Below are 16203 nucleotides of genomic sequence, written 5' to 3'. Positions count from 1 at the left end.
GTTTACGGACCTTGGACCTGCAAATAAAAAACCCCACAGCCATTCGACAGTGGGGTTTCATTTTATTTCACACAGCCTAGCGCAGTGTAGGCCAAAAAAAAGAACCAGGAACCTTTTTTACCAGGCGCCGCTTTTTTGAAAGAAGGTGCCTGTGGTTTCGACGATCGCGGAGGCATCCACCTTGTGTTTGCGATAAAGATCTGCCGCCGTGTAAGCACTTTGACCGAACTCACCATGCACACCCAGGCTTTTCACCTTGAATGTCACATCGGCATTCATCAAAGCGTGAGTCAGAATCTGACCGAAGCCACCCAGCAACTGGTGATCTTCCACCGTGATCAAGTGGCCTTGAGTTTTTTCCAGAACCGTTTTGAAAGTCGCGATGTCCACGTGATTCACACAGGCACAGTTCACAACAACCGCGCCCACACCTTTGGCTTCAAGATCTTTCGCAGCTTGCAAGGCCTGAGGAACCAAAGAGCCTGTTGTCGCAATTGCCACAGACTTCGTTTTACCCGCTGTCGTGTCGGCCAGAACCTGCGCTTTACGCAAGTCATAGGAAGTACCAGCCACATAGGTCTTAGGGAAGTTTTCACGCCCCAGGAAGAACACTGCTGAATTTGGAACTTTGCCTTCCTTGCGGGCTTTGGCGAAGTTTTCAATCACTGTGTACATCAAAGCGTCTGCTTCTTCACTGCAGGACAAAGAATACACATCCACATGCGGGATGGAAGAAACCATCGCCACATAGCTCAAAGCCTGGTGGGAAGCCCCGTCCGCCGCATCCTGGAAACCGGTGTGAGAAAACACCGCAATCACCGGAGCTTCAGACAACGCCCCCATGGTCAAAGGCAACGCCCCTTTGGTCACACCAAACTGCGCAAATGTATCCACCACGGGGATATAACCAAGTTTGGACAAACCTGCCGCTGTAGAAACCATGTTGGATTCGGCGATACCCACGTCGAAGGAATCTTGAGGGAATTCTTTACGGAAGCCCGCAACCCCAGTGGAACCCGGCAGATCCGAAGTCACACTCAGAACCGGGAAACCGGCCTTGCGTGCACGCACCATCGCGGAAGAAATACCGACTTGAATTTTTTCACCAGAATCTTTCACACCGCTGGCTTTGATGTCCGCTTCCCATTTGTTCAGTTCAGCAATCCAGGTATTGAAAACATCCGGCAAAGCCGCACCACCCAGAATTTCACCAACGAAAGCTGGCAATTCAGAAGGGCTTTTCAGAGGGAAACCGTGACCGCCCGTTGCGGATTCTGCGGTTTTCTTGGTGCCGATGCCTTTCACGGTTTTTGCGTGGATTACAACAGGCGCCATCGGGTTGGCTTTCGCCTGCTCGATAGCATTAACAATCGTGTCGTAACACTTTTGCAGATCATTGCCTTCAGCAAGGTTGATCACATTCCAACCCAGATCCTTCAAAGAATTGAAAGTCGGAGTCATGGAGAAAGATTCCGCATCAATACGCCCGGAAAGTTTCGTGTTGTTATCGCTGATGATCAAAACATAAGGACCCATTTTGCCGGTCTTAGCCAGACCCGGAATTGCCGCGAAAGCTTCTTTCGCTTCACCTTCCATACAGGCACCGTCAGAGATCGTGGTCACCGTCACGCGGTTCTTGCCAGAGATCGCCTCGCCCATCGCCACACCTTGAGTTTGCGGAAACGCAGAACCCAAAGGGCCGTTGGAGATAAACACGCCTTCCGGGAAGCAGTGAACTTCACCGTGGCCCGTCAGACCGCTTTCGATAGAGCGGAATTTTTTTAGGCTGTCCAAAGTCAGACCCGCCATCTTGTAATTGGCTTTCAACGCATACAAACCGTTTTCGCAGTGACCTGCATCGTTCACGATGTGGAACAGGTCATACCACTGTTTGCCTTCGCGGCTGGAAACATCGAACACGTGACCATGCAGTGCGGACATAAGTTCCGCCAAAGCAGCAGGACCACCATAGTGAGAAGCCGCGCCACCAAGGACGGCGTTCATATCCATCAAAGAAACAAGGGCGCGAGTCGCGTTAGGATCGGCCACTGGAATCTGACGTCCGTCTTTGCTTTTAACAAAGCTTTTGAATTGAGGTTCTTGGGTAGGATTGCCTGCGAGTTTTGTTTTGATCTGAATCGGTTCTGTCATAGGATATAGTTTTACTGCCCAGAGCGAGGAACATCAAATGGAAAGGCTCTATTCTCATAATATTCGCGACATCCTAAAAGTGGATCTGCACCGGCATTTGGACTGCTCAGTGCGTTGGAGCACCATTCTGGAACTGGCTCCGCAAGTCGGTATTCCGCTGGCCCCCACCTCCCAGGGGCAAAAGGATCAGTTTTTGATTACGGGCCCCATGAAAGACCTGGGTTCGGTGCTAAACAAGTTCATGAACACGCAGAAAGTTCTGGCCAGCGAGGAAATCCTGACCCGCGTCGCCTATGAAGCTTGTGAGGACGCCTTCAATGACGGAGTTCGTCTTCTTGAGTTGCGTTATGCGCCGACCTTTATCGCCGACGGGCACAAATCCCTGACTTTCGAAAAGATCCACCGCTCTTTGCTGAAAGGCATCGAGCAGGCCCGCAAACAATTCCCGATGCTGATCGGTCTGATCTGCATCGTTCAAAGAATCAAGTCCTTTGAGGTTGCGGAAAAAGTTGTGGATTTCGCCATCGACCATAAAGACAGCTTTTTGGCTCTGGATCTGGCGGACAACGAGGAAGGCTTTGATCCAAAGGTCTTTGCACCGCTTTTCCAAAAGGCCAAAAAAGCGGGTCTGCGCATCACCGTGCATTCCGGCGAAACTCCGAATCCGGTCTCCGCCACGTGGGTTCATGACAGCATCGACATCCTGGGCGCGGAACGCATCGGGCATGGCATTCAGATCATAAACGATCCGACCGTTCTGGAACTGGTGAAAGACCGTCGCATTCCGCTGGAGATCTGCCCGATCAGCAACTATCTGACCCAGTCCTTCCCGACTTACGAAGAACACCCGATCCGCAAGCTGATGCAGGCCGGTGTTCTGGTCACCATCAACTCGGATGACCCGGGGGTATTCGCCACCACTTTGAGTGATGACTATGAAGTCCTTCACCGCGTGCATGGCTTTACCAGAGAGGACTTCCACAAGTGCAATCAGATCGCGTTTGATGCCAGCTTCATTCCGGACATCGAAAAAAACCGCATCATGGGAGAATTCTTCGGATGAGCTACGCAGAAGAAATCCTGCACCTGATGCGTGAAGACGAAGCCGTGCGTGAAGCACTGGCCGCCACGGGCGAATTGTTTCAGGGCTACAATGCCCAGATGGAAAAAGTTCACCTGCGCAACGCGCGCAAGCTGAATGACCTTATTGTGGAGAAAGGCTTTCCGACAATTCCACTTGTCGGCGAAGAAGCCTGCACCGCCGCTTTAAGAATTATTTTGCACGCGATCAGCTGGCCGGAATTCATGCGCATGCAAGAGCCCGTTCTGATTGATCTGGCGAAGAACGGAAAAGTCCCGAAAAGCTATGTCGCCATTCTTATCGACCGCATTCGCTTCTATGAGGGACGAAAACAGGTCTACGGCACGAATGCCGACTGGGATGAAAACGGCATTCTGCGCATTACCGATGTTGAGGATGAAAAAAATCTCAACAGCAGAAGAGCCGAAATGGGACTGGATCCCGTAGAAAGTCTCGTGATCACCCCGATGGACGGAGAATATCATCCGCCTGAACCAGAAAAACGACACAAAGAATTCATTGAATGGACCTTTAAAACCGGATGGAGAAACAATGACTAAATCAAAACTTCTCGTGCTTTCAATTTCTCTGCTGGCACTGGGTTGTCAGACGACTTCAACTTCACCTGTGATCCTGACTGCCAAAGAGCGCCCGGATCATGCCACGGCTGAAGCCTATGGAACGCAGTATGCGATTTCCACACAAGGGCGCTATTCCAGTAAAGCCGCTGAAAAGATGTTCGCCGACGGTGGAAACATCATCGACGCAGTGGTGGCGGCGTCCTTCGCGGTTTCGGTCGAACGCCCCCAGTCCACCGGGATTGCTGGTGGCGGTTTCATGCTTTTCCACGAAGCCAAAACCGGTGACACTTACGCGATTGATTTCCGCGAACGTGCCCCGCTGAAAGCCTCTGAAAACATGTACATTGGAAAAGATGGCAAAGCCATTTCCAATCTTTCCAAAGACGGCATCCTGGCTGTCGCTGTTCCAGGCATGGTCGCAGGTCTGTTAGAGATTCATCAGCGCTTTGGGTCTTTACCGCTGAAACAAGTCATTCAACCAGCAATCGATCTGGCAGAAAACGGTTTTGAAATTTATCCTGAATTCCACAGAGCTCTTGAATACCGCGCCGATGTTCTGGCCCAGGACCCGGCGGCCAAAGCCATCTTCCTGACGAAAGAAGGCAAAGCCCCGGCGCTGGGGACTTTGCTTGTTCAGAAGGATCTGGCCAAAACCCTGAAGCTGATTGCAGAAAAAGGCAAAGATGGTTTCTACAAAGGAACTGTTGCGCAATCCATCCTGAAGCTTTCCAAAGAACGCAAAGGCCTGCTGACACAAAAAGATTTCAACGACTATCAGGTGAAATGGCGTAAACCCGTTGAAGGAAAATTCCACGGCTATGAAGTGATTTCGATGCCACCACCAAGTTCTGGCGGTATTCACGTGATTCAGTTCCTGGATACCTTGGAAGATGACAACCTGGCAAAGTCAGGCCCTCTGTCCACGAAGTCCATTCACTTGGCGGCTTCCGCTTTACAATCCGCCTTTGCGGATCGCGCGGCTTATCTGGGTGATCCGGAGTTCACCGATGTGCCTGTGAAATCATTGCTGTCTCCGGAATATCTAAAAGACCGTCGTCAGCAGATTCCTGAAGACCGCGCCCGCAAAGCCTTTGAAGTTTCTGCTGGCAAAGTCACTGGATATGAATCCACCGAAACCACACACATCTCGATGATCGACGCCAAAGGCAACGCGGTCGCCACCACTCAGACCATCAACGGCTGGATGGGGGCTGCGATTGTGGCGCCGGGCACAGGCATGGTTTTGAACAATGAAATGGATGATTTTTCTGCGCAGGTGGGAGCTTCCAATTTGTTCGGTGCCATTGGTGGAAAACCCAATGCGATTGCTCCGAAGAAGACTCCGCTAAGCAGCATGTCCCCGACAATTCTGCTTCAGAACAACAAACCGGTTATGGCCGTGGGCGCTCCGGGTGGCACTCGCATCATCAGCTGTGTGGCGCAGACGATCTTGAACTATGTCGAATTCAAATTGCCGTTATATCAATCCGTCACCATGGTTCGCTATCACCAGCAGTGGCAGCCGGATGTGCTGTTCATCGACCCGCCAGGGCCGAAGCCGGAAGTTTTAAAGCAACTGAAGGACATGGGCTATGATGTGAAGATCGACCCGATCCCTTGCAACGTGATGGCCGTCTCAAAAGAAGGCGACAAACTGCATGGCGTGGCGGACCCACGCGACATTGGCACCAGCATCGCCAAGTAACTCCATGCCAAAGCCCTCCAACCTCCCCGGAGGGCTGATCCAGCTTGATTCTCAACGACCTTTCATCTTTTGATAATTGTTCTCAATAAATGGATTTAAACAAAACTTCCCGCTTATCCTGAATGGGCGGGAGGTGCTCAGTGCGAATCGTTCATTTTGTATCCGGAACCGAATGCCAAAGTACTTTGTTGTCAGTGGATGCCATGAATCTGTTGCATGCAATGATGAACAAAACCACCGACGCCAAAGAGCTGGCCAAGCTCTGCTGCCGCGCCGGCCTCTGCCCCCTGATCCTTCGAGAGAAGCTCTCCAAAGATAACTAAGAAGTCGACTGATCAAAAGTGTGCAGACGCAAGGCGGAGGACGGCCCTCGCAGCGCAGGCGTGCTCCAAGCACGTCGAAGCGAGAAGGCCGCCCGACAACGCAGCCGGATGCGCGCTTTTCATCAGTCGGGCGGCGCATTTTGACTTCACAACGCTTTTGCGCGAGGCTTTTGCTTTCCAAGCGAGGTGCCCATGCGCGAATTTTATCCAGCTCTAGAGCCTTTCAACAAAGGCATGCTGAAAGTTTCTGATCTTCACACCCTGTACTGGGAAGAGTGCGGAAATCCACAAGGAAAACCTGTGGTGTTCCTGCACGGCGGCCCGGGCGGTGGTGTTCACCCGGATCATCGTCGTTTCTTTGATCCTAAAACTTATCGCATTATTCTTTTCGACCAGCGCGGCAGCGGTCAGTCCCTGCCATGCGCTGAGCTGCGTGAAAACTCAACTTGGGATCTGGTGAAAGACACCGAAACCATCCGTGAGATGCTGAAGATCGACAAATGGGTTGTCTTCGGCGGCAGCTGGGGTTCGACCCTGGCGCTGGCGTACGCGATCACTCATCCAGAGCGCGTGAAAGCTTTGGTTCTGCGCGGGATCTTCCTGTGCCGTCCGTCTGAGATTCAGTGGTTCTATCAAGAGGGGGCTTCCCACATCTTCCCGGATGTGTGGGACGAGTACTTGAAACCAATTCCTGAAAATGAACGCCATGATCTGGTGGCTGCGTACTACAAACGCCTGACTCACGAAAACGCCGACGTCCGTTTGGAAGCTGCCAAAGCGTGGAGCAAGTGGGAAGCCGCAACCTCCCGCCTGATCGTGGACCCGAAAGCGGTGGATGAATTCGATGATCCGGAATACGCGCTGAGCTTTGCGCGCATCGAATGCCATTACTTTACCAATAACGCCTTCTTTAAAACCAACAACTGGCTGCTGGAAAACGTGGATAAAATCCGCCACATTCCAGGGGCTATTGTTCAGGGCCGCTATGACGTGGTTTGCCCGGCGAAGTCCGCCTGGGAACTGCACAAGGCATGGCCTGAGGCAAAATTTACAATCATCCCGGATTCAGGCCACGCGGCCGCCGAGCCCGGAACCCGCTCAGCTCTTATTGAAGCCACAGACAGTTTCAGAGATCTGTAAGACTTTCAAAGCCATAGGGGGTTTTTCCCCTTATGGCAGGTATAAGCATTATCATCTTGTCACGCAGTGCCAAAAAGGGTTTATTCAGTGCCACGAACCACAAGCTTTGTGGGGCGAAATCCGGGGGGATTTTAGTGAAACTGAATAAGTTGCTAATTTCGGGGATCATGGCAAGTCTGGCACTTTCAGCCTGCGCGCCACAGAAAAACGACTCCAGCATTCTGACATCTGGAGACGGAATCATCGGGGGAACGGAATTAAAGTCCGAAGACTCCATGAGCCAAAGCATCGTGGCTGTATATGACGCCTTCGAGGGTCAAATCTGTACAGGTTCACTTCTTACCAACAATATCGTTCTGACAGCCGCTCACTGCATCGGTCTTTTCCAGGAAGACATGTACGTGTTCTTCGGCACAGCAATCACTGCCACCAGCGAACACCGCAAGGTTGAAAAAGTGGAAATTTCCCAGTACTGGGAAAACCGCCAAGGTGAAGACTTCGACACCGGTGACATTGCTCTTATCAAATTCTCGGGCGAACTTCCGGCAGGCTATAAGCCAGCCACGCTTCTGGGCAACAAACGCAACATCAAAAAAGGCGCAGAGATCGTTCTTGCAGGCTATGGCATTGCTGACGGCAAAACCGGCGCGGGCATCGGCACTTTGCGCACGACAAAAGTTAAAATCGACAATCCAAACTACAGCACTTCTGAATTCCTTGTGGATCAGACTCAAGGCACAGGAGCCTGCCACGGTGACTCCGGAGGACCTGCGTACCTTGAGCAAAACGGCAAACTGTACCTGATGGGCATCACCAGCCGTGGTGTAAAAGATGAAAACAACGACTGCTCTCAGTACGCAGCTTTCACCAGCACCCTGTACTACAAATCCTGGATCAACCGCATGGTCACCAGACTAACCAGTTCTCTGGTCGATCCGAATCAGCTGATGCCTAAATAGTCCGGGGAATTATGAAAACGAAGTTGTACGTTAGCTCTTTCATCGTTTTGATTCTTTCGGCTTGCGGAGGCTATGAAGCAGCCTATTCCCCGACTCCGGACGACACGGCCATTGTCGGCGGTACCATAACCGCCAAAGACAACATCGTTTCCCAGTATGTGGTTTTAATCTATGACAACCCGACAAAAACATACTGCACTGGCGCCTTGATTTCAAAGCGCCTGATTCTGACCGCCGCTCACTGTGTGGGTAAAGGCGCCGAGGGTCTGACTTTGGCTTTCGGCCTGAACCCGCTGGCTGGTCAATACGTCATGAAAAAGGCCCACAAGGTGGCCACTCACGACAAATACAAAAAACTAAACTCTACAGAACGCAACGACATCGCCTTGATCTCGATGAAAGAGGATGCACCGGCATTCTATCGTCCATTGACCCTGCCGGATTCCAAATTCCCTATCAGCAAAGATCTGATTTTCACCGCGGCTGGTTACGGGCGCATCTCGGGCAAAAAAACTTCGGCGGATGACACTCAAGGTTCAGGCAAACTGCGCCACGTGGATCTGACCATCAGTCATTTCAGCAGTGACGAAACTCAGTTTTATATCAATCAAGAAGACGGCAAAGGCATCTGCAATGGGGATTCTGGCGGTCCGGCCCTGATGCGCTATTCAGGCAAAGACTATGTAGTCGGCGTGGCATCTGCGATTTCGTGGACTGTTCCTGGTGAAGTCAAAGCCAGCCAGAAAAGCCAGTACATCGACAATAAAGACCTTTGCAAAGACAAATCCATCTACATGAATGTGATTAAATATCGCCAGTGGATTGATGATAATTCAAAGAAGCTTCTGTAAAAGCTGACGAATTCTTTCGCCCAGTTCTTTGGGGCTGTCGAACAAAACCCGGTGACTGGAAGAGGGCACTGTTTCAAAGTGGAACCCCGGGACCTCTTCCGTCAGTCGACGGGACATATCCAGGAACTTTTCGTCACGTTCCCCGACCATCCAGATCAGCTTTTGATTCTGCTTTTCCAGCAAACCGCGCATGTTTTTCTGCTGCGCCAGGGACCACTGAGTCAGAGCCAGACTGAGCGTTTCGCGGGAGTATTCTTTTTCTGAGCGCGATGGCTCAGCCTCAGCCCCGCCAAACACCGGCTGGGCATTCCAGTTGCGCAAAACCATGTCCCACGGGGCCTTTAAAAACTCCTCAGCCCAATAGGAGTCATTCATCCAGCGCTGACGGCGTTCTTCAGAAATAGGATCAAAGGATTCATGCATGTCATTAAAGCCGGGATTGGTGGACACCAGCATGACTTTATAAAACAGAGCGGGCTTTTTCTCGAGCGCATGCAGTGCCAGACGACCACCCAAAGAATAACCGACCACAACATTGCGGGAAGCACTGCCACCGCCGTGAATTTCGACCCATCTGACAAAGTTCTCGGCCCAGGTCTCGAACGAATGCGTCGGTCCCAAGGAAAGCTCTTTGAAATAATCAGGTGTAAAAATGCGCAGTCCTTCAGTTTGCGGCAAGTGCGCCTTTACAAGCGCCCAGTCCGTTGGTCTTCCGAGGAAGCCATGAAGGAAGAAGAGATTCACTCTTTCCACAATGAGTCGTACTCCTTCCAGAATTCTTGAGTGTGTTCCCAGTTAGGACTCAGCTCAATGATCTGATGGTCCGCCAGGTTCAACTCTTTGTTGTCTTCTGGAATAGTATGCCATTTGTCGTAGGACCAGTTCCACATCTTTGCCCACGATTCGAAAGAAATCTGGTGTTTGTTTATGAAAATCTCTTTCTTAAACATGCGGTGGAAAATCTGCCCCCCGCCATTATTAATCACAACAACGCGGAATTTTTTCGCATCCAGCTGGGAAGTTACCCAAAGTGACGATAAATCATACAGCGCTGTTAAATCTCCAACAAGGCACCAGTTTTCAAGCTCTGGATGAGCCCAGCCCAGGAAGGTTGAGATCTGTCCGTCGATACCGTTGGCGCCACGGTTGGCCGCCACCCGCGCCGGAGGGAAATCATGCGAAGAGCTGGAGTCCCACTCACGGATCGGCAAAGAATTTCCAAGATAAACCGATGAGCCCTTCATGCGTTTTGAAATCGCATAGATCATGCCCTGCTCGGAATCAGGATACTTGTCCAAAAGCTGACGAATCTGCGTCGCGCGAGCCGCGTCCTCGATATTCACCTTCACGTTTTCGTGATGCGGATACGAGAATTCCACCTGACTTAGCAAATCCAAAGAATTGCAGTGCTGAACCGGACGGCTCAGGCCTGTGAAGTGGTTGAAGCTGACCGAGAACACCGGAAGCTCTTTGTACTTGTCTTCCAGATCACGCCACACACGCGCTGTCGGAATACCCCCGATACGCAGGATGGAATCGCAAACGCCCATCTCCAGAATACGATGAATCATTTTTTCACCGGATCTGATTTCAACATCCTTCAAGTCCGGATGACCACGCAGACTGGAAATGCCTTCGCAATAAACCGGCGCTTTGTACTGCTTCAGGAAATCCAAAACAGTGCCGTAAGCTTTTTCCGGCAGGATCCCCACCATCACCAGTGGCTTGTGGGTGTTGACGAAAGTTTCCATTTCTTTCAGCGTGCCCAGTGGAATTTGCACGGGCAGCTTGGTGCGTTCAGAAACACTGGGAATATGAATTTGTGGTACCGGACCGTCGATCAGCGGTTCTTCAAAGCTGACGTTGACGTGAATTGGTTTTTTCCAGGACAGGGACTTGAATGACAGATGCGAGTTTTCGCTGTCCAGATCCAAAGCCACTTCGTTGTAGTAAGAGAAAATACCAACCTGTTCAATCGTCTGCGGAGCCCCGGAACCACGATAGTGCTTCGGACGATCCGCCGTCACCATGATCAGAGGCAAAGAGGAATAAGTGCCTTCAACGGCTGCAGGCAAAAGTTCCGCCACGGCAGTGCCAGACGTGGTGATCACCGCCACTGGACGACGGGTGCTGGCAATACGACCCAGAGCAAAGAAGCCTGCGGCACGTTCTTCAAAGAATGAATAAACCTTCAGATTCTTGCATTCATCCAGAATGTGAACCATCGGACTGTTGCGGGCGCCGGCACAAAGAATAAATTCTCTGACTCCGGTGTGCACCAGTTCCTGAATGACTTTTGCTGCAAGTTCCATGTTTGTCATACTTCAAGCCCCAATATCTTTTTCACGGACAGGCGCTTTTGGAAAAGCTCCCGCCATTCTCTTTCCAGTTCACTGGCCGCGACTACACCACAGCCGGAACCAATCATCGCAGAGTCTTGACTCCACTGCAAATTGCGAATGCCGACAAGACACAGGGCCTCCTCAGCCCCGATAAAGGCAAAAGGCCCCCCATACCAGCGGCGCCCCTGCTGCCCCGGCAGTGCCTGCATCCAGGTGTAACCCGCGGATCGTGGCGCCACCCCCAAGGCCGGCGTCGGGTGCAGGGCTTTCACCAGCTCGACAAAGTCAGGCTGTTTCTGGCAAACCACGCTAATGTCGGTTTTCAGGTGATACAGGGTCGGCAGCTCCAGAATATAAGGCGCAGACGCCTGCACGGTGCCCCACGCAGACAGACGCTCGGTGATGTCTTCCACCACCAGGCGGTGCTCAAACATTTCCTTGTCATCATTCAAAAGCGATTCACGCTCGGTGCTTTCACTTTTCGGGCAGGTGCCCGCCAAAGCCATGGTCTTCAAAACACCTTTGGAAAAATCAAAGAGTGTTTCCGGCGTCGCCCCCAGCACACCTTCGCCGTCTTTCCAGAATCCATAAACAAACAAAGTCGCAGGAGCTTCGGACAATTTCAGCAACAAACGCGCGCGATCCCGAGCTGTCACCGTCTGCGCCGAACGCGCAAACACCACTGGCACCGCTTTCTGAATTTCATTTTTTTCAATGCGGGATTGGATTGCGGAAAGGGCTTCGGCGAAGTCCTCCAGACGCGGTTCTTCCCAGCGTGCGGTCATTAAGGGCTCCGCAGTACGAGGCCCTTGAGCCAAGTAGACCTCACAAATGCGACGCAAATCCTCTGTTGAGAGGGTATAGCGGGCCTTCCCGAACCAGCGGGCCGGGGCCGTCAGATCATAGAAATCGGGGCAAAATACTGAAATTTCGACACTATTTGGGGTTGGCTCTGCAGCGAAAGGCCCCTCAATGAGAATCCATTGGTTTCCATGTCGCAAGAGGGCCCCTGCCTGCAAAAAGTTTGTAATGCCTTCGAGCGTTATGCTATTCTGCCGATCCACAAAAGGACCCTCTTTTTTCAACTTAATAGTTGTGAAAATGTTAAAACAAGGGCGAGAAGAAGTTCGTATTATGGAAACGCAAACTATGCAAACAAGTCCCTCAACCCAAATTGTCAATGTCGGCGGTTTTGATATCGGGGGACCTAATTTCACCGTGATCGCCGGCCCTTGTTCTATCGAAAGCCAGGCGCAGTTCATGGAAACCGCTTCCGGCGTAAAAGCCGCGGGCGCACACCTGCTTCGTGGTGGCATTTGGAAAATGCGCACCTCGCCGACCGCTTTCCAGGGTCTGGGCGCAAACTCTTTCGACATGGTTCGCACTGTTTGCAAAGAACTGAACATGAGCCTTGTGTCCGAAGTGACTGACGTTCGTCAAATCGAAGAAGTCTACGATATCGTGGAATGCTTCCAGGTCGGATCCCGCAGTATGCAAAACTACGAGCTGCTGAAAGAACTGGGCCGCCAGAAAAAGCCTGTGTTGTTGAAACGCGGTCTGGCTGCTTACATCGACGAATGGATCAAAGCCTCTGAATACGTCACCAAAATGGGCAACCAGAATGTGATCCTGTGTGAACGTGGTATCCGCACTTTCGAAACTGCGACCCGCAACACTCTGGATCTGAATGCCGTGGCTTACGCGAAGAAGAACACACACCTTCCGGTGATCGTGGATCCTTCTCACGCAGTGGGCATCCGCGCTTTGGTTCCGGATCTGGCTTACGCAGCAGCCGCTGTGGGAGCAGATGGTATCATCGTCGAAGTTCACCCTCGTCCGGCAGAAGCGCTGTCTGATGGTATGCAGGCACTGACCCTGAATGACTTCTCTATGATGATGAAGAAGCTTGATAGAATCCTGACGGCTATCGACCGTCCACTGCACAAAGCGCACAAGGCGGAAGTTTATGTCTAATCACTCTCCAAATCCTGAAATCATCAGAAACATGTTCTCTAAAGTGGCGGCGAACTATGACAAGGGCAATAACGTCCTTTCCATGGGCATCCATCACCTGTGGAGAAAAAAACTGGTGAAGTACAGCGGCGCCAAAGCCGGTGATCAGGTTTTGGATTGTGCCACCGGCACAGGCGACCTGGCGATTGAGTTCAAAAAAACTGTCGGCGCGGGTGCTGTGACTGGAACTGACTTCTGTGCAGAAATGCTGATCCCGGCTCCGGGCAAGGCCAAAGAGCGCGGTTTGGACATCACTTTCGAGCAAGCCGATGTGACCCAGCTTCAATACGCTGACAACAGCTTTGATGTTTGCAGCATCTCTTTCGGTATCCGCAACGTCGGTGATCCGGTGAAAGCGCTGAAAGAAATGGCCCGTGTCACTCGCCCAGGCGGCAAAGTGATGGTTCTTGAGTTTGGTCAGGTGAACATTCCGGTGTTCGGTGCTTTGTATAACTTCTATTCCCAGAACATCCTGCCTAAAATCGGCGGCATCGTAACGGGTCAGAAAGAAGCTTACGAGTACCTGCAAAAATCCTCGGCGGCATTCCCTTGCCGTGAAGGTTTCCTGGATCTGATGAAGGAAAGCGGCGCTTATTCCAAAATGGAATACATCACCCTGACCGGTGGTATCGCTTACATCTATAAAGGCACCGTAAAATAATTTATGAAATTCCTGTTAGGCGTTCTTCTGATGGCAGTGGCTCTTCCCGCAACTGCCGCGGACACCGTATGGTCTGCGGTCTTTGAAAAAGCGCGTCCCGCAGTGCCGGTGATCCGCTCCAAAGGCGGCGTTTGTTCCGGCGCCCTGATTTCCCCGACTGAGATTTTGACGGCCCGTCACTGTGTCTTTGATCTTCGTCCCATCACGGTTCAATGGCTTGAAAACGACAAGGTCGTGACCCAGCAAACCGCCACGATCAGCCGCTGGGACAAAGACAACGACATCGCGATTCTAACCCTGGATGCTCCGGCGAAAGCCACGCCCCTGAAGTTTGCAAACCTTGCTTCCATCAAAGTGGGCCAGGAATGCGCCACGATCGGACACCCTTTCGGCACCAAGCTTGATTTCGATACGAACCTGAACAGTGATATGCTGTTTAACTTCACCAAAGGCATGGTCACGAAAATCAATTCTGACAAAAACTTCCTGACAGACATGTCGGTGTCCCCGGGGAATTCCGGCGGTGCGGTTCTGAATGATCAGGGTGAAATCATCGGCGTCGTTTCGGCGAAGTACGTGCGTAAAGCGGCGGGCAGCATTGGGCGCATGATTCATCCGGCGAAACTGGCGATGCTGAAAGACCAGCCGTCGCGCACGTTTACCTCTCTGGACGCCAAAGCCAGCATTGACTTGAACGTGAAAGAAACCTTCGTCAACCTTCACCACAACGGCAAAGAAATCAAAGACAATGCCCTGGCTTTGGACTTGAGTATCTGGATGCGTGACCGCTTCCTGGTGGGTGTTGAGCGTTCCGTGTCTTCATCCAAAGAAGACATCGAGTATCGCGGTTTGGCTTTGGCTTATCGCTGGTACTTTGAAACTTCGAACTTCCTGCCGTTCTATGCCGGTGTTGGCTACAAACGCCTGACGTTTAAAGAATACAACGAACGCAACTTTGCAATGATCTATCTGTCAGGGATGGGCTTTAACATTGAAGCCGGCATGAGCCCGCAGGATTCTTCCGAAACCTTCCTGTCTGTGGGAATCAGTATTTTCTAATTATTCATGGCCAGCATTCGCCGCTGGTCCTGACGAGGTCCCACCCAAGGGGCCTGCCCGTGTTGTCTTAATACTTCATCATAACGCATGGATTGGATCTGCACTTCAGGTTTTGGAGGTGTTGGGTCAGGGATATACTTCTTCGTCGGGCATCCCCAGAATGCCAGTCCTACGAACGCTAGCAGTACGAAGAATATAGCAAGTTTCATGACCCTATTGTCCTCCCGCCTCACAAACAAATACAGCTGTATTCAGGCACTGGCACTTGATAGGGATTTTCAAATCGTTGGGCTGGTTTTAAATAAAAAAACACGGTCTTTCGGACCGTGTTTTCAGAGTTTATTATTTTCTGTATCTGAGCCCTAGTAATGCCAAGGGAACTTAGAGAAGTCCTTCGGACGTTTTTCAACGAAGGAATTTCGTCCTTCCACCGCTTCTTCAGTTCCGTAAGCCAAGCGAGTCGCCTCACCCGCAAACAGTTGCTGACCAACAAGACCGTCATCGATCATATTAAAGCCATACTTCAGCATGCGCATCGCGGTCGGGCTTTTTGAGTTCATTTCTTTCGCCCATTCCAACGCCACTTTTTCAAGATCCTTGTGCGGAACCACGGCGTTCACCATGCCCATATCGAAGGCCTCTTGAGCTGTGTAATTGCGGCCCAGGAAGAAGATTTCACGAGCCCGCTTTTGACCCACCATACGAGCCAGGTACGCAGAACCGTAACCAGAATCGAAGCTGGCCACGTCCGGATCCGTTTGTTTGAAGATCGCATGCTCTTGGCTGGCGATCGTCATATCACACACCACGTGCAAAGAATGACCGCCACCCACGGACCAGCCGGGAACAACCGCCACAACCACTTTAGGCATGAAACGAATCAGACGCTGAACCTCAAGAATATGCAAACGACCCAGACGAGCCAGATCCATCTTGCCTTGAGCTTCTTTTTCTTCGTACTTGTAGCCGTCTTTACCGCGAATGCGCTGATCACCACCAGAACAGAACGCCCAGCCACCGTCTTTCGGGGAAGGACCGTTGCCTGTGATCAGAACCACACCCACGTCAGCCGTGATGCGGGCGTGCTCCAAAGCTGTGTAAAGCTCGTCCACCGTTTGTGGGCGGAAGGCATTGCGCACCTCAGGACGATTGAAGGCAATACGAACTGTGCCCTGATCTTTGGCGCGGTGATAAGTAATGTCCTTGAAGTTAAAACCAGGAACTTCCGTCCACCACTCTGGATTGAAAATATCAGAAACCATTTTAGTACCTCTTATTTGAATTTATTTAAAGGCATCAGATGCAAGGCGAGAGGAGGAAGGCGTACCAGAGGTACG

At 51.6% G+C, this 16203-nt stretch carries 16 protein-coding genes; 10 read left to right on the top strand and 6 right to left on the bottom strand.

Features of this window, described 5'->3' with window-relative positions:
- Window positions 1-117 precede the first annotated feature (117 nt).
- Entirely contained in the window at window positions 118-2151 is a 2034-nt protein-coding gene (locus ACNQKP_RS06105) for a transketolase C-terminal domain-containing protein (RefSeq protein ID WP_417863494.1), read from the bottom strand.
- Between the two features lie 37 nt (window positions 2152-2188).
- Here ACNQKP_RS06105 and add point away from each other — a divergent pair, with 37 nt between their 5' ends.
- The 7 genes from add (at window position 2189) to ACNQKP_RS06070 (ending at window position 8791) form a co-directional block, all read left to right on the top strand.
- On the top strand, window positions 2189-3214 hold the full coding sequence (gene add / locus ACNQKP_RS06100) for an adenosine deaminase (protein ID WP_417863493.1): 1026 nt from the start codon (window positions 2189-2191) through the stop codon (window positions 3212-3214).
- Window positions 3211-3792 (top strand): DUF6624 domain-containing protein, encoded by a 582-nt coding sequence (locus tag ACNQKP_RS06095; RefSeq protein WP_417863492.1) that lies wholly within the window; start codon window positions 3211-3213, stop codon window positions 3790-3792. Before add ends, ACNQKP_RS06095 begins: the two co-directional genes overlap by 4 nt.
- Window positions 3785-5518, top strand: a complete 1734-nt coding sequence (gene ggt, locus ACNQKP_RS06090) for a gamma-glutamyltransferase (protein ID WP_417863490.1) — start codon at window positions 3785-3787, stop codon at window positions 5516-5518. Before ACNQKP_RS06095 ends, ggt begins: the two co-directional genes overlap by 8 nt.
- A 140-nt stretch (window positions 5519-5658) precedes the next feature.
- Window positions 5659-5841, top strand: a complete 183-nt coding sequence (locus ACNQKP_RS06085; protein ID WP_417863488.1) for a hypothetical protein — start codon at window positions 5659-5661, stop codon at window positions 5839-5841.
- A 192-nt stretch (window positions 5842-6033) separates the two neighbouring features.
- On the top strand, window positions 6034-6981 hold the full coding sequence (gene pip / locus ACNQKP_RS06080) for a prolyl aminopeptidase (protein WP_015092472.1): 948 nt from the start codon (window positions 6034-6036) through the stop codon (window positions 6979-6981).
- Between the two features lie 134 nt (window positions 6982-7115).
- Window positions 7116-7940 (top strand): S1 family peptidase, encoded by an 825-nt coding sequence (locus tag ACNQKP_RS06075; RefSeq protein WP_235046178.1) that lies wholly within the window; start codon window positions 7116-7118, stop codon window positions 7938-7940.
- A gap of 11 nt (window positions 7941-7951) precedes the next feature.
- A complete protein-coding gene (locus ACNQKP_RS06070) occupies window positions 7952-8791 on the top strand; it encodes a S1 family peptidase (RefSeq protein WP_417863486.1) in 840 nt (279 codons plus the stop codon).
- Here ACNQKP_RS06070 and ACNQKP_RS06065 read toward each other — a convergent pair.
- Genes ACNQKP_RS06065 through ACNQKP_RS06055 form a run of 3 tightly spaced genes read right to left on the bottom strand, consistent with a single transcriptional unit; the run spans window position 8774 to window position 11918 of the window.
- The gene (locus ACNQKP_RS06065; protein WP_417863484.1) at window positions 8774-9544 is read right to left on the bottom strand and encodes an alpha/beta fold hydrolase; all 771 of its coding nucleotides are present in this window, start codon (window positions 9542-9544) and stop codon (window positions 8774-8776) included. The two genes, ACNQKP_RS06070 and ACNQKP_RS06065, sit on opposite strands and share 18 nt — an antisense overlap.
- Window positions 9532-11112 carry a 2-succinyl-5-enolpyruvyl-6-hydroxy-3-cyclohexene-1-carboxylic-acid synthase gene (gene menD, locus ACNQKP_RS06060; protein ID WP_088564076.1) on the bottom strand — a complete coding sequence of 527 codons (1581 nt, stop codon included), beginning with the start codon at window positions 11110-11112 and terminating at the stop codon, window positions 9532-9534. Before menD ends, ACNQKP_RS06065 begins: the two co-directional genes overlap by 13 nt.
- Entirely contained in the window at window positions 11109-11918 is an 810-nt protein-coding gene (locus ACNQKP_RS06055) for a chorismate-binding protein (protein ID WP_417863483.1), read from the bottom strand. The genes menD and ACNQKP_RS06055 overlap by 4 nt, the downstream gene beginning before the upstream one ends.
- A gap of 187 nt (window positions 11919-12105) precedes the next feature.
- On the opposite strand from ACNQKP_RS06055, the gene aroF reads away from it, so the two are divergent.
- Genes aroF through ACNQKP_RS06040 form a run of 3 tightly spaced genes read left to right on the top strand, consistent with a single transcriptional unit; the run spans window position 12106 to window position 14866 of the window.
- Window positions 12106-13107: a 3-deoxy-7-phosphoheptulonate synthase gene (aroF, locus tag ACNQKP_RS06050; protein ID WP_417863482.1), complete on the top strand. Its 1002-nt coding sequence runs from the start codon at window positions 12106-12108 to the stop codon at window positions 13105-13107.
- Window positions 13100-13807: a bifunctional demethylmenaquinone methyltransferase/2-methoxy-6-polyprenyl-1,4-benzoquinol methylase UbiE gene (gene ubiE, locus ACNQKP_RS06045; protein ID WP_417863481.1), complete on the top strand. Its 708-nt coding sequence runs from the start codon at window positions 13100-13102 to the stop codon at window positions 13805-13807. Before aroF ends, ubiE begins: the two co-directional genes overlap by 8 nt.
- Window positions 13808-13810: 3 nt before the next feature.
- Window positions 13811-14866, top strand: a complete 1056-nt coding sequence (locus ACNQKP_RS06040) for a trypsin-like serine peptidase (protein ID WP_417863479.1) — start codon at window positions 13811-13813, stop codon at window positions 14864-14866.
- On the opposite strand, the gene ACNQKP_RS06035 is transcribed toward ACNQKP_RS06040, so the two are convergent.
- Window positions 14863-15075 (bottom strand): hypothetical protein, encoded by a 213-nt coding sequence (locus ACNQKP_RS06035; RefSeq protein WP_417863477.1) that lies wholly within the window; start codon window positions 15073-15075, stop codon window positions 14863-14865. The two genes, ACNQKP_RS06040 and ACNQKP_RS06035, sit on opposite strands and share 4 nt — an antisense overlap.
- A gap of 153 nt (window positions 15076-15228) precedes the next feature.
- The gene (locus ACNQKP_RS06030; protein ID WP_088564070.1) at window positions 15229-16128 is read right to left on the bottom strand and encodes a 1,4-dihydroxy-2-naphthoyl-CoA synthase; all 900 of its coding nucleotides are present in this window, start codon (window positions 16126-16128) and stop codon (window positions 15229-15231) included.
- Between the last annotated feature and the right edge of the window lie 75 nt (window positions 16129-16203).

It is taken from the genome of Bdellovibrio bacteriovorus (genome assembly GCF_048286975.1).
Lineage (GTDB): Bacteria > Bdellovibrionota > Bdellovibrionia > Bdellovibrionales > Bdellovibrionaceae > Bdellovibrio > Bdellovibrio bacteriovorus_H.
This window is presented reverse-complemented; position numbering and strand designations above follow the sequence as displayed.

Coding starts and splice junctions, on each gene's coding strand:
- ACNQKP_RS06070 (WP_417863486.1), top strand. CDS start 7,952: ATGAAAACGAAGTTGTACGTTAGCTCTTTCATCGTTTTGATTCTTTCG.
- ACNQKP_RS06105 (WP_417863494.1), bottom strand. CDS start 2,151: ATGACAGAACCGATTCAGATCAAAACAAAACTCGCAGGCAATCCTACC.
- ACNQKP_RS06040 (WP_417863479.1), top strand. CDS start 13,811: ATGAAATTCCTGTTAGGCGTTCTTCTGATGGCAGTGGCTCTTCCCGCA.
- aroF (WP_417863482.1), top strand. CDS start 12,106: ATGAGAATCCATTGGTTTCCATGTCGCAAGAGGGCCCCTGCCTGCAAA.
- ubiE (WP_417863481.1), top strand. CDS start 13,100: ATGTCTAATCACTCTCCAAATCCTGAAATCATCAGAAACATGTTCTCT.
- ACNQKP_RS06030 (WP_088564070.1), bottom strand. CDS start 16,128: ATGGTTTCTGATATTTTCAATCCAGAGTGGTGGACGGAAGTTCCTGGT.
- add (WP_417863493.1), top strand. CDS start 2,189: ATGGAAAGGCTCTATTCTCATAATATTCGCGACATCCTAAAAGTGGAT.
- ACNQKP_RS06035 (WP_417863477.1), bottom strand. CDS start 15,075: ATGAAACTTGCTATATTCTTCGTACTGCTAGCGTTCGTAGGACTGGCA.
- pip (WP_015092472.1), top strand. CDS start 6,034: ATGCGCGAATTTTATCCAGCTCTAGAGCCTTTCAACAAAGGCATGCTG.
- ACNQKP_RS06095 (WP_417863492.1), top strand. CDS start 3,211: ATGAGCTACGCAGAAGAAATCCTGCACCTGATGCGTGAAGACGAAGCC.
- menD (WP_088564076.1), bottom strand. CDS start 11,112: ATGACAAACATGGAACTTGCAGCAAAAGTCATTCAGGAACTGGTGCAC.
- ggt (WP_417863490.1), top strand. CDS start 3,785: ATGACTAAATCAAAACTTCTCGTGCTTTCAATTTCTCTGCTGGCACTG.
- ACNQKP_RS06055 (WP_417863483.1), bottom strand. CDS start 11,918: ATGACCGCACGCTGGGAAGAACCGCGTCTGGAGGACTTCGCCGAAGCC.